The 12198-nt window shown below is 69.3% G+C and carries 10 protein-coding genes and 3 pseudogenes; 3 read left to right on the top strand and 10 right to left on the bottom strand.

Going from position 1 to position 12198, the window contains the following annotated elements; translation table 11 throughout:
- Positions 1-33: 33 nt before the first annotated feature.
- The 6 genes and pseudogenes from ABZ098_RS30255 to ABZ098_RS30280 all read right to left on the bottom strand — a co-directional run bounded on the left by ABZ098_RS30255 (position 34) and on the right by ABZ098_RS30280 (position 5251).
- Positions 34-1680 (bottom strand): hypothetical protein, encoded by a 1647-nt coding sequence (locus ABZ098_RS30255; RefSeq protein WP_356596885.1) that lies wholly within the window; start codon positions 1678-1680, stop codon positions 34-36.
- Positions 1681-1707: 27 nt separating this feature from the next.
- A pseudogene (locus tag ABZ098_RS30260) lies at positions 1708-1875 on the bottom strand (hypothetical protein); the annotation flags it as partial.
- 329 nt (positions 1876-2204) lie between these two features.
- A pseudogene (locus ABZ098_RS30265) lies at positions 2205-2768 on the bottom strand (DUF6531 domain-containing protein); the annotation flags it as partial.
- Between the two features lie 255 nt (positions 2769-3023).
- Positions 3024-3506, bottom strand: a pseudogene (locus ABZ098_RS30270) (Tn3 family transposase); the annotation flags it as partial.
- A gap of 287 nt (positions 3507-3793) precedes the next feature.
- Positions 3794-4567: a class I SAM-dependent methyltransferase gene (locus ABZ098_RS30275; protein WP_356596500.1), complete on the bottom strand. Its 774-nt coding sequence runs from the start codon at positions 4565-4567 to the stop codon at positions 3794-3796.
- Between the two features lie 471 nt (positions 4568-5038).
- Complete coding sequence (locus ABZ098_RS30280; protein WP_356596502.1) at positions 5039-5251, bottom strand: hypothetical protein; 213 nt, start codon at positions 5249-5251, stop codon at positions 5039-5041.
- A 173-nt stretch (positions 5252-5424) separates the two neighbouring features.
- Here ABZ098_RS30280 and ABZ098_RS30285 point away from each other — a divergent pair, with 173 nt between their 5' ends.
- Both ABZ098_RS30285 and ABZ098_RS30290 read left to right on the top strand, forming a co-directional pair.
- Positions 5425-5907: a hypothetical protein gene (locus ABZ098_RS30285; RefSeq protein WP_356596504.1), complete on the top strand. Its 483-nt coding sequence runs from the start codon at positions 5425-5427 to the stop codon at positions 5905-5907.
- A 235-nt stretch (positions 5908-6142) separates the two neighbouring features.
- The gene (locus ABZ098_RS30290) at positions 6143-6709 is read left to right on the top strand and encodes an XRE family transcriptional regulator (RefSeq protein WP_356596506.1); all 567 of its coding nucleotides are present in this window, start codon (positions 6143-6145) and stop codon (positions 6707-6709) included.
- Between the two features lie 107 nt (positions 6710-6816).
- Here the strand turns inward: ABZ098_RS30290 and ABZ098_RS30295 are convergent, their stop codons facing one another.
- The 3 genes from ABZ098_RS30295 to ABZ098_RS30305 all read right to left on the bottom strand — a co-directional run bounded on the left by ABZ098_RS30295 (position 6817) and on the right by ABZ098_RS30305 (position 8664).
- Positions 6817-7161, bottom strand: a complete 345-nt coding sequence (locus ABZ098_RS30295; protein ID WP_356596508.1) for a hypothetical protein — start codon at positions 7159-7161, stop codon at positions 6817-6819.
- A 27-nt stretch (positions 7162-7188) separates the two neighbouring features.
- Entirely contained in the window at positions 7189-7335 is a 147-nt protein-coding gene (locus ABZ098_RS30300; RefSeq protein WP_356596510.1) for a hypothetical protein, read from the bottom strand.
- Between the two features lie 363 nt (positions 7336-7698).
- Positions 7699-8664, bottom strand: a complete 966-nt coding sequence (locus tag ABZ098_RS30305) for an Lrp/AsnC family transcriptional regulator (protein ID WP_356596512.1) — start codon at positions 8662-8664, stop codon at positions 7699-7701.
- A 143-nt stretch (positions 8665-8807) separates the two neighbouring features.
- Between ABZ098_RS30305 and ABZ098_RS30310 the strand changes: the two genes are divergently transcribed.
- On the top strand, positions 8808-10427 hold the full coding sequence (locus ABZ098_RS30310) for an amidohydrolase (RefSeq protein ID WP_356596514.1): 1620 nt from the start codon (positions 8808-8810) through the stop codon (positions 10425-10427).
- A 685-nt stretch (positions 10428-11112) separates the two neighbouring features.
- Here the strand turns inward: ABZ098_RS30310 and ABZ098_RS30315 are convergent.
- On the bottom strand, positions 11113-12192 hold the full coding sequence (locus tag ABZ098_RS30315) for a LacI family DNA-binding transcriptional regulator (RefSeq protein WP_356596516.1): 1080 nt from the start codon (positions 12190-12192) through the stop codon (positions 11113-11115).
- Positions 12193-12198 lie beyond the last annotated feature (6 nt).

Below are 12198 nucleotides of genomic sequence, written 5' to 3' on the forward strand. Positions count from 1 at the left end.
CGCCGGTTCGCGGATGAATCCGGTGTCGACGCCCTAGGTGGTCGTGGACGCCAGGCCGAGCGCGGTGTGGTGGAACCAGGTCGAACCCAGCTTGGTGCGCTCGGAGTTGCCGGTTCCGGCGTGGACCAGGTCGTAGGCGGTGCCGGCGACCGTGATGCCGGAGAGCTGGCTGTAGTCCGTCCAGGTCTCCTTCGTGCGCGCGGAGGCGGCGACGCGTCCGCCTGCGGTCTCGTTGCCGAGCTTGTCGTACGACCACGGCGTGGTCGAGCCGCTCTGGCCGGTCAGCTGGCTCGCGTCGTCGTAGGTGAAGACCGTGCTGCCGGGGCAGGCGGAGGCGGTGCCGTCCTGGGAGGTGCGGTTGCCGGCCTTGTCGAAGCAGTACAGCCAGGACGCCTTGCGGGTGCCGGCCGAGTCGGCCTCCAGGGCGTAGGACAGTCGGTCCTGGGAGTCGTAGGTGTAACTGGTCTTGTACTTGGTGAGGTTGTCGGTGCGGGTGCGGATCTTGGTGGTGTCCTTGCCCGCGTTGGCGTAGCTGTAGGCCAGGTCGACCAGTGTGGTCGTGCCAGAGGTTGTCTTGACGGTCTCGGGACGGCCGTTCTTGTCGATGCCGACCGTCTGGGTGGTGCCGCCGGGGTAGACGGTCTTGGTGCGCTTGTCGTTGTCGTCGTGGTCGAAGTCGGTCTTCCGGCCGGCCGGGTCGGTCAGGTAATCCAGGCGACCGGCCTTGTCCCAGGTGTAGTCGGTCTTGCCGGTGGGGTCGGTGTAGTAGTCGATGTCCCCGCCCGGGGTGTAGGCGAGCACGGCCTGCGCACCGCTCTGCAACGTGCGGACCTTCTCGCGGTTCAGCTTGTCGTAGTCCCACTTCGTGGTGCCAGAGGCGTCGGTGCGGACCTTCAGGTTGCCGTCGCCGTCGTAGTCGTAGGTGACCGTGAAGTTCGTGGAGGACACCTTCCTGACCCGGTCACGGGTGTCGTAGACGTACACCGTCTTGATGCCCCGGCCGTCGGTGACCGTCTCGACACGGCCCAACGCGTCGTAGGTGAACGTCGTCTCACCCAGCGGCGCGGGTGGGGTGACCTTCTTCAGGTTGCCCTCGGTGTCGTAGGTGAGCGAGGTGACCTTGCCGTTGCCGTCCTTGGCGGTGCAGCGCTGGCCCTCGAAGCCGCCGCAGGTCGGGGTGGCCTTGTTGTACGTGTACTCACGGGTGGCGCCCGCGGTGCCCGAGGTCGTCACCGACATGGTGTTGCCGTTGGTGTCGTACTTGAAGCTGTCCTTGCGGCCGTCGGCGCTGGTGAAGTCGTTGGGCAGATCGGTGCCCGCGACGGTCTGGTACGCCGTCACCGACGCGGTCGCGCCCAGCGGGAGCTTGGCGGAGGTGGCGTTGTTGCGGGAGTCCCAGCCGTAGGTGGTGGTGTTGCCGCCGGTGCCGTCGCTCCCGCTGCCCATCGCGTCGATGGCGGTCTGCACCAGGTGGTTGACGTACTTGCTGTGGCGGGAGTGCTGGAGCGGGTCGGTGACCTTGGTGACCTCGCCGTCCGCGTTGTGCGTGTAGAGCGTCTGGTCGCCGTCCGGGTCGGTGACCGTGGTCGTCCCCGCTTCCTGCGGGGTGGCGGCCGAGTAGTCGAAGCGCCAGGTCGGCCCGATGTGGCCGCTGCTGGTCGTTTCGGTGACGCGCTGCATCGACCTGACGCGGTTGTGGTCGTCGTAGGTGAAGACGGTGGTGGTGCCCTCGGCGGTGATGACCTTGATGACCCGGCCGTCACCGTCGTAGGTGTACTGGTGGCCTTGCCGGCCGTGTCGGTCACCTTGGCCAGACAACCGGCGGAGTCGAGATCGAAGACGGCGGTGCGGCCGGTGTGGTCCTTGGCCTGCCACTGGTTCGGATACGTCTTGACCAGGTCGATCCAGCGGCCCGAGCGGGTCTCGGTCAGCTTGAAGCCCTTGTGCTCGCCGCTCTCGTCGCGCTGGTCGACGGTGATCGTGCCGTGGTTCTTGTCCTCAACTTTCAGCAGCGTGCCGTACTGGTTGTAGGTGTCGCGGCTGCCGGACTTGCGCTCGGTCAGGGTGTAGGTGCCGTCCGCGTTCTTCTTCAGGTCCTTCGAGTAGCCGGTCGGAGTGGTGTAGCCGCCGGTGCTGGTCGTCTTGAAGCGCAGCGAGTCGCCGGTGGCGTCGAAGACGTCCACCTCGCCGTCGTGGGCCTGAAGGTAGCGTTCATAGCCCTGCCACCAGCGCTGGGAGACCTTGCCCCACGGCGCGTCGAGGGAGTTGTACGTCCGGGTGAGCTGGAGTTTCCGGCCGACGCCGGCGATGTCGAAGTCGGTGGCCGCCAGCATCAGGTTGCCGTTGGACAGGTTCGCCCGCGCGACCAGGGAGTCGCTGAGGCGGGTGTCGAGGAGACGGTGCCAGGGCACCTGGCCCTGCCCCTCGGGCACCCACGGCAGCTCCTGCGCGGCGGCGGTCCGGGCCGAGCCCGGCTTGCCGGCGAGGCGGGTCTTCTGGGCGGCGCGCCAGGCGGCCACCTGTGACGGCACCTCGGTCTCCGCCTGGGAGGCCGGCGCCTTCGTCACGCTGGCCGGCGTGGCCGGGACGTCGACCTTCGTCGGCTTCGTCCACGGGCTTTGCGGCTTGGGCAATTCCGGTGCAGACGGGGCCGCCACAGCCGGAGCGGCGGTCACGACCAACGCCGCGGTGGCGATGGCGGCAGTAAGAGCGGTTCTGGACGATCTCCGGGCACGCCAAGACGACGTGCGCGCAGCACGTGAGTGCATCAGCTTCCCCCCACAGGAAGTCAGAAATCGTGACCCCAGCGGTCACAGACGACGCACAAGTTGTCACAGGCGATACAGAAAACGGCGCTTCGTGCCCACGAACGCCGTTCTGATGCGGGCCGGAATCAGCCCTACCCCTTCGCACTCCCAAAAAGGCCCAAAGACTCCTGAATCCCGACCCAAAGGGTGAGGAACACTCAGTACCGGCAGCGAATATGACAGATGACTTGGCTGAAAGCGCTTCCCAATCCGCTTGTCGCAGCTCTCCGCCACCAGCAGCGCGACGAGCGAGATGAGCAGGCCCTCCATGCGGGTGCGCCGTTCGGAGACGTGGCCGAAGGCGTCGAGGAACCCGGTCCAGGAGTGGACCTCGAACAGCAGGTCCGGCAGGTCGATCCTCGGGAGCATCGCCTCCGTGGTGGCCTTGAGCCAGGTCAGCGACTCCGGTTCGCCCACCGCGCCGAGCTTGTCCACCGACAGGCGGGCGCGTCCGCCGCCCTCGGGGACGACGATCTCCACCTTCGCGTCGGCGCCGGCCTCCTCCAGGCGGTCGGCCATCTGCCGCCACGCCGCGTCCAGCCCTCTCACGAGCCGGGCCAGGTGCTCCTCGGCGTCCTCGGTCAGGGACAGGCTCGCGAGCACGTCCGCGCGCATCGCGTCCCACCGCGGACCGTCCAGCAGCCGGGCGCGCGGGTCCGCCAACCGGTTCGACGGGGCGGCGAACACGTCGCGCCCCGAGTTGTAGGAGGCGGGCGTAGGCGAACTCATCGCAACTGGCGGTGTCGCTGGTGTCGATGGGGGTGGTGTCGGGGTTGCCGTAGGTCTTGGCCCAGCCATCCGGGCAGATGACCTTCCGGTTCAGGTCCGAATCCCGCACAGACGCAGGCAGGTACTTGATCGGCTTGCCTGCTGCCTTGGAGCCGGGGTGGTTGGGGAGCTTACGCGAGCTGGTCGGTGGTGGAGCCGACCCAGTTGGCGCCGGCCGACGTCAGCCGTCCCGTCACTGAACACCAAGGAGACAGCTCCTAGTCGCGGCTGACGACCACCAGGTATCCGTCGCTCTCGGGGTCGAAGGTGGTGGACTGCACCATGAGCCCGACGCTCCGCAACTGCGCCACGAGGTCCTCGTACCGGTAGGGCCAGATGGACAACCGCTCCGAGCAGGCTCGCACTGCCCCATCCGGCTCGATCTGGGCGACCACGATCTCGAGGAAGTGTTCCTGCTCCCAGCGCTGCTCGATCTGCCAGTAGTAGCTGACGACCGCATCGCGGTCGTTGCGGCGGATGAGTCGATCGCGGACGTCTACCCGTGAGCCGGCGGAGCGCACGAGCTCCCAGTTGCGTGAGTGGAGCACAAGGCGTCCGCCCGGATTGAGCAGCCGCGACATCGCTTCCAGTGCGGTCAGGCGCCCGGCTGCGCCCTCAGCGTGCCCTAGCGAGTTGCCGACGCAGAAAACCAGATCGAAGGTGGAGTCCTCCAGGTGGTCGGGCAACTCGTCCCAACTCGCGCGGAGGGCTCGAAGCGAAACACCCTGCTCGTCGGCGACCTTCTCGGTCCGGCGAACCATCCCATCACTGGCGTCTGCGGCGACCACGTCAAGGCCAAGACTCGCGAGACCGACGGCGAGCTGGCCGGTTCCACACGCGCAGTCGAGGACGCGTGCGTTGGGCGGCAGAGAGCCCACGACATCGCTGTAGTAAACCGCGGCTGCCTTGGCGGGCGTTGACCTGTCGTCCCCGATCAGCCACTCGTATACGTCGGAAAGCGCCCCATAACCAGCCACCGCGATAACCTCCATCACTCGACGACGCGCGGGCTAGACCGCCCTGCGATTCGGACCTTGCGCCTCGCACTGTGCCGGGCCGTGTCAGCGAAGCATTGAGCAGGACCCAACCACTTCCGGCCGCTGAGACTCCACCGGATTTCGTGGGACACCGCGACACGCCGCACCGAGGCAGGTCCCCACTCCACCGGCGCCCCATCGGCCGCGATGGGGACCGCGGCCAGCAAGCGCGCGTTCACTGCGGGGCCCTTTTAGGCACAGCCATCCAAACTGATTGCCGAAACGCCGCGTTCGGATGAAGGACCGCCAGCGACCGCCTCTACTGCCAAGTAGTTCGGAGAACAAGGATGCCTTGCTGTCGGTGCGGGCGACCGCGGTTGCAACGGCCGTGCAGGCGGCGTCAGGTTGGTGTCCTCGCCGGCGGCGGAGGATGAGACGGTGGTCATGTCGGTGCTCCTTGTCATCGACGGCGCGCAGGCGGCTGGGTTATGCATGGACGGTGTCCGCGTAGTGCGCCTCCAGGCCGCCGTGGGCTTCGAGGTCGGCCTCGGGGCCGTCGTCCTGGTGCGGGCCGCGGACGGTGCAGTACACGTCCGGGTCGTTCATGAGCTCGCCGGTCAGGGCCCGCAGGAGATCGCTCACGTTGTAGGCCGGCGCCCACGCCTTGCCCTCGCATTCGTCGTCGGCCGCGCAGCCCACCAGGACCTCGAAGCCGACGTCGCCGTGGCCGTCGATGTCGGTGCGCAGGGCGAGGAAGATGCGTCGGCTCCAAGCCGGATCTCACGGAGTGTGCCGCCACGTTCCGCATCCGGTTGTCCGATGTGGTGCTGGTGCGCGCCACGTGCCCGGACTGCCCGAAGCTCACTGAACGCGTGCGGGAAGCCTGGGCGGAGCTGTTGCCGAACCGCTCCGGGCTGCTCAGCCGCCAGCAGGTGCGCGCGCTGCGCGCCGCCACGGAGTTGCAGCCCCGCATGCACCGCGACCACCTGGACGTGCCGGTGTTCGTGGCCGACCGCACCACACTCACCACCCTGCAGTCCCCGGTGTGGCACCCGGCTCTGGAAGAGGCATTACGGCGCCACCTGCGGCGGCCGTTCCATCTGGACGTCCTGCTCGTCCACGACTACCACAAGCCGCGGACCGGGATCCGGCACCGCCGGCTCGCCAAGGACGCCGGCCTGATCGATGGCCCTCTAGAGCCCGAACCCTACGAGGAGAGCCCGGATCTGGCGATGCCGGCCCCGCTGGCCGAAGGCAGCTTTGGACGGGTTGCCATCACGGCGCACGAGAACACCGCCGACCCGGATCCGGACGTCACAGCTCCCTGGAAGCCGACCACCAACAGCGGTGCCTGACGCAGCCGACAGACCAAAGCGCGGCACCGCACGCACCACCGCAGCGGTGAGCTCCGCACGACCAGACACAGCACATGGCGTACGAAACGGCCAAGCCGCACCCCACGAACTCGCCCGCATCTGCCCGTAAGGGCGACCGGCCCATGCCTGGGACCCTCCACCGGTCGCACAGGACGTCACACACATCCCCTCGACACGGCCTCCCCAGAGCGCCTCCCCAACAAGGACAAGCCCGATGACGCACTGTGCAACACTCACGCTCGAGGCACTCGCGGCCACGACCGGGATCTCGGTCAGCACACTGTCCCGGGTGGAATCGGGCAAACGGCGCCCGACTCTGGACCTGCTCATCCCGCTGGCACGGGCCCACCACATCGCACTCGATCAACTGGAGGCGGCGCCCGCCAGCGGTGACCCTCGGGTGCACCTCCGGCCCCTGCACAAGGAACGCGGCAGCGTCCTCGTACCCCTGACGCAGTACCCGGGCCGAGTGCAGGTCTTCAAGCAGGTACTGACCCCCCGCCAGCCGGAACTGGTCACCCACGAGGGCTACGAATGGCTCTATGTCCTCGCCGGTCGGCTACGCCTCATCCTCGGGGCACAGGACTTCACACTGCGGCCCGGCGAAGTGGCCGAGTTCGACACCACCGAGCCCCACTGGTTCGGCCCCGCGGACACGACCACCGTGGAAATCCTGCACTTGTTCGGTCCACGAGGAGACCAAGCCATCGTCCGCACCAGACCATCCACAACGGATCCCGCCCCGCCGACCACCCCGAACCCACCACCAACAACGTCATGACCCGCAACAACTACCCGAAGACACCAGCCGCCGAATTCCCTCGAACGGGCGAGGCTTCCGGCCTGCCGGGCATGCAGAGGCATCGGACCCTAGGAACTGGGTGATCTCTACCCGCTGCTGAGGTCAGAGGCATCACCCGTCAGAGAGCGGCCGTTGCGAGACTCGTATACCGCAAGCGACAGTTCCTTCACGTCAGCGCGGGCACGTTCGGTGTCCGCTCCGTCGTCAGGAGCCTCCAACGCTGCGGCCGCCGACATGCGTACTGAACGGGGCAGGCCGTCGTAGGCGGAGAGCCGGTACGCGATGGTGCGGCGGGCATCCTGTTCCTCGTCGTTCGCCCCGTCAGGGGCCAGTGGGAAGACCGCTTCCTCGTACATCGCGATGCTCAACAGGACCGTGTCGGCGAGCCCTTCCGCATGGCCGTAGCCGCTGATGGCCTGGACGGAAGCCACCGCGGGCCGGGGGACAAGCATGCCGAATCACGCGCCCAGGCTGGTGGTAGTCGCGCCCACCACGGCGCCCACCCGGCCGTCCAGGACGAAGCCGAAGCAGGCTCCGCTGCCCACCACCGACACCAGCACCGCGACGGTCATCACGTATACGCGGGTACGGAGCGGGGTCGTCATGGCCAGCAGCATGCCCACGCCCCTGGGGAGTGCGGCCGGGACCCTCGTGTCGTGGGCGAGCGGAGTTGTACGTCGCTCGCCGGGCTATGCGCAGTCACTCAGGTGGCGGACAGTGCGGGTGGAAGGGAGGGGAGGTGACATGGACGCTGCCGGAGCCGATGCTGACCACCCCCGTGTCCGGGCCCGATCTGCGGCCTGGCTGTGCTGCGGAGCCAAGTTATGGACAGAGTTTGTTGGTGTCCGTTGTCCGTTGTCCGGCGCCAACGGCCCGCGGCGAGGTCTCTGACGTGGATCCCCAGTTGGAGGGGCCGATCAGGGGGTGAATTCACACCCACGCCCCATACGTGGCGGTCGTTACTCTCGTCAGTGTCGTATCAGGCCTGTGCGTTTGACGGTCGCCAGCAGCGGGGTGGTGTCGATGGCGGTCACCGCTTTCAAGGGGCCGACGGCGTCGGTGAGGAAGGTGTACAGGGCGTCGAGGTTCTCGGCGGCGACGGCGACGACCAGGTTGGCGGGCCCGGTGGTGGCGGCGCAGAACCGGACGTGCGGGTGGGCACTCAGGGGCCGCGCGGTCTCCTGCAGCGCGCCCGGCCGCACCGAGATCCACAGCAGTGCCTCGGTCTGCGCGCCGAGCAGTGCGAGATCGAGCTCGGTGGCCAGGCGCAGCGCCTGGCTCTTCAGGAGGGCTTCGAGCCGTCGGCGGGCCGTGAGCGCGGTGGTGCCGGCGCGGCGGGCCAGGTCCGTGTAGGTGGCCCGGCCGTCCTCGGTCAGCCCGGCGATCAGCGCGGTGTCGACGTCGACAGGCGTGTACGACGGTGCCGACGCCGTTGGTTGCGCGGGGTCGGGGGCGAGTTCGGCCAGTTCTTCCGGTGAGAGGAGGCCGGCGGTCCAGCGGAAGGCGGTGGGGAAGACACGCAGCAGGGTGTGGGCGGTCCAGGAGCCGACGGCGTCGGTGGCGGGCAGGTCGCGCAACAGCAGGTTGTTGCGAGCTTCGGGACCTTCCAGGAAGAAGATCGTGGAGATCTCGTCGCCGCCGCCGAGGATGTCCACCCAGACGGTGTCGGGGCGGCGGGCCAGTGCCTGGGCGACCTGCCGGATCTTGTTGGGGCGGCAGCGGATGCGCAGGGCGACGGGGATCAGGTGTGGGAAGCGGGCCGGGTTGCGTACGGCGGTGGCGCGCAGGGTGCCGTCGGCATACAGCAGGGCGACCCGGCGTACGACGGTGCGCTCGGACAGCCCCAGGCAGCGGGCCACCTCACGCCAGGAGGCACGTGGCGCGGCAACCAGGGCGGCCGCGATCCGCCGGTCGGTTTCATCGAGCTGTCGCATGATCCGCATGGTAGGTCCAGTCGCTGGCGTACTTTCTGCGCAGGAGCCATCAGCCTGGCGGTGAATTCCCGCATCCCCCCTACAACGGTCTCGTCACCGGACGACGCGTTCGGGATCCGGCACGCGAGTTGAGGGAGAAGACGATGACTGATCACGGAGTCGACCTGCTGATCCGCGCCGGGGCGGTGCACACCCTGGTGCCCGGTCAGGCCGTGCAGCGGGCCGTGGCCGTGCGCGGCGACCGTATCGCCGCCGTGTCCGCCGACCCGAACGGTCTCGATCACCTGGTGAGCGCAAAGACACAGGTCCATGACCTGCCCGGCGCCACCGTACTGCCCGCCTTCGACGACACCCACACCCACCTGATCTTCGCAGCGCTCGGTGCTCATGACGTCCCCGTGCACCAGGCCCGCGACATCCCCGAGTTCCTCGACCTGATCCGGCAGCGGGCCGCCGCCACCCCCGAGGGCGAGTGGATCCGCACCACCACCAACTGGCAGGAACTCAACCTGACCGAGCGCCGCATGCCCACCGCAGCCGAACTCGACCAAGCCACCGACCGGCACCCGGTCCTCGTCAAGCGCGGCGGCCACAACGACGTCGTCAACCACTACGCGCTGCGGCTGGCGGGCATCACCGAGGACACCCCCGCACCGCCGGGCGGCACCATCGGCCGCAGCGCCGACGGCACGCTCGACGGCCGGCTGATCGACAACGCCCTGCACCTGGTGGAGCACCTGGTCCCGGCCCCGGAGCGGGCCGAGCGCATCGACGGACTGCGCCTGGCCACCCGCGACTACGCCGCCACCGGCATCGGGACCGTACGCGACTGCGCGGTCACACCCGAGGACTACGCCGTGCTCCTGGCCGCTCGCGAGGCGGGAGCGCTCAACACCCGGGTGCGGGCGCTGATCTCCGCGCTCGGGCTGACCAGCACCGCCCAGGTGGAGGACCTGCTCGACGTCATGGAGGTGTGGCGTGACACATCGGACCCGTGGCTGTCGGTGTGGGGTGTGAAGTTCGGCCTCGACGGCGGTCTGGAGGCGGGGGCCACCGAGGAGCCGTACGCCTGCGACCACGCCTTTTCCGGAATGCTGCTCTGGGAGCCGGACCTGCTGGTCGAGGCCGTCGAGGCTGTGGTCCGGCGCGGCTGGCGAGTCGGCACCCACGCTTACGGCGACCGCGCGGTGCGCACCCTGCTGGACGTCTACGAGCGCGTCCTCGAGCGCAATCCCGGGCTGCCCGCCGGCACGCTGGTGATGGAGCACGGCGGCCTGGCCGGACCCGAACAGCAGGCCCGCGCCGTCGCGTTGGGCGTCCCGGTCACCATCCAGCAGCCGCTGCTGCACGACACCGCCGAGGTCGAGGAAGGCTTCTGGGGACCCGAACGCGTCGCCCGGCTGTTCCCCGCCCGCGGCTGGATCGACCTGGGCGCCGAGGTCAGCGCCGGATCCGACTTCCCCGTCGGCCAGTTCGGCGCGATGCGCTCCATCTGGGGCATGACCACCCGGCAGACCGTCATCGGCATCAAGGGCCCCGAGCACGCCATCACCTACGACGAAGCCCTCACCCTGCACACCGCGGGCGCCGCCCGCCTGACCGGCGAGGCGCACCTGCGCGGCACCCTCACTCCGGGCCGCCTCGCCGACCTCACCGTCTGGGACCAGGACCCCTCCCACTGCACGGGCGACGAGCTGCGCGATCTCCGCCCCACGCACACCTTCGTCGGCGGCCTCCTGGTCACCCAGAGCGGCACGCGGTAATCAGCCCATCGAGTCGTGACCGGCTCTGTCCTGGTGGCATCAGCGGCCGCTGAGATGGACCTCTTGACGGCGGGGCTTGGAGAAGACCTCGCGGTGCCCGCGTGGACATCGCCGGCACCGCGCGACCGGACGGTGATGTTGTACTTGCCGGTGCCGGCCCGGTCGTTGTGGGCGTAGTGGATGAGATGGTGTAGCGGTCGGCCGCGGACGCGCTCACGTTGGAGAAGGTGAGCGGGTCGGCGCTGCCGTTGCCGACGTAGCCGACGTTCTTGCCGCCGGATGCCCAGGTGTCGGACTGCGCCTTGGTGGTCGTGCCGAGGTCGGCGATGAGGGTCTGGGTGGCCGCCACTCCAGCCGGCTGAGGACCGTGTCGACGAGTGCGGCGGCCAGCAGGACTCCGGTCAGAGCTGTTCACGGGCGGCGGCCTGGCGGCTGCGCCGCCTCGGAGATGCGAGAAGGCATGGAAACCTGGCTTTCCCCTCCGGCCGCGCTGCGGCAGGTCGGAGGGTAGGGCCGGAACACGAGGTGTTGTCGCTCGCGTTCCCCGCGAAGGAGCTGTGCGGCTCTCTCGGCTCGTCGTCGACGACGGATTCGGTCCCGTTGGTGGGAGGGGCCCCGTGATGCGGAGACAGGTCGTATGAGGGATGTGGTCGCGGAAGGGGGCGCGGACGATCCGCCGGGCGGCTCAGTGTGCGCGATGAGGTGCCACGCCCGTGCTCTCGCGGACGATCAGCTCAGGCTCCGCCCACAGCGGCGGCAGGGGGGCGTTCTCCGGGTCGAGCAGCCGGTGCAGCATGCCGAACGCCCCCCGCCCGAGCCCTTCGAAGTCCAGTCGTACGGTGGTGAGAGCCGGGTGGGTGTAGCCCGCGTAGAGCGCGTCGTCGAAGCCGACCACGCTCAGGTCGCCCGGCACGTCCCGCCCGGCTTCCCGTGCCGCGCGCAGCACACCGAGGGCCAGTTCGTCGTTGCCACACAGGACCGCGGTGACGTCCGGGTCGGCGACCAGAACGCGGGCGGCGAGATACCCGGATCGCGGGCTCCAGCCGCCTTCGAGCGGCTCGGGGACGGGCCGTCCTGCGGCCACCAGGGCGTCCCGCCAGCCCTGGGACCGCTGGCCGACCCTGGCGGTGGAGGACGGGATCGCCATGTGGTGGACGGTGCGATGGCCCAGGCTGAGCAGGTACCGCGTGGCCTGTGCCGCCGCCACGCGGTCGTCCAGCCAGGCCTCGGGCCGACTGCCGATTCGGACCTCCTGCGGCCTCTCCACCACGGCGGCCGCCGGGAAATCCGGGGGCAGCGCACGCCAAGCGCGCTCCCCCGGGGCGTTGAAGGCGATGACCAGCACCGGCTCTCCCGGCCGGGCGAGCCTGCTCGCCACGTCGTCCGATGTCAGCGGAGAGTGCTCGTCCAGGACACTGATCGCCACCGCGAAGTCGGCCGCTCGCGCCGCCTCCTCGATACCCCGCAGTGCCAGGGACGCCCCGTACAGGGTGGTGTCCGCAGTGAGCACGGTCACCGAGCGCACCACTCCCCCGGCCAGCGCCCGCGCGAGCCGGTTGGGCTTGTAGCCCAGGTCGTCGATGACCTCCAGCACTCTCTCCCGGGTGGCCTTGCTCACCCTCGGGCGGCCGTTGATCACCCGGGAGACGGTCTGGTGGGAAACCCCGGCCGCCTTGGCCACGTCGAAGATGCTGACCGAACGGTGCCGGTCGGCCCCCTGCTCGGAGGGTTCCTTGCCGGAACGGTCCGGGGTCGGCTTCTGCATGCTGGT

The organism is Streptomyces sp. NPDC006335 (genome assembly GCF_040612795.1).
In the GTDB taxonomy this organism is placed as follows: Bacteria; Actinomycetota; Actinomycetes; order Streptomycetales; family Streptomycetaceae; genus Streptomyces.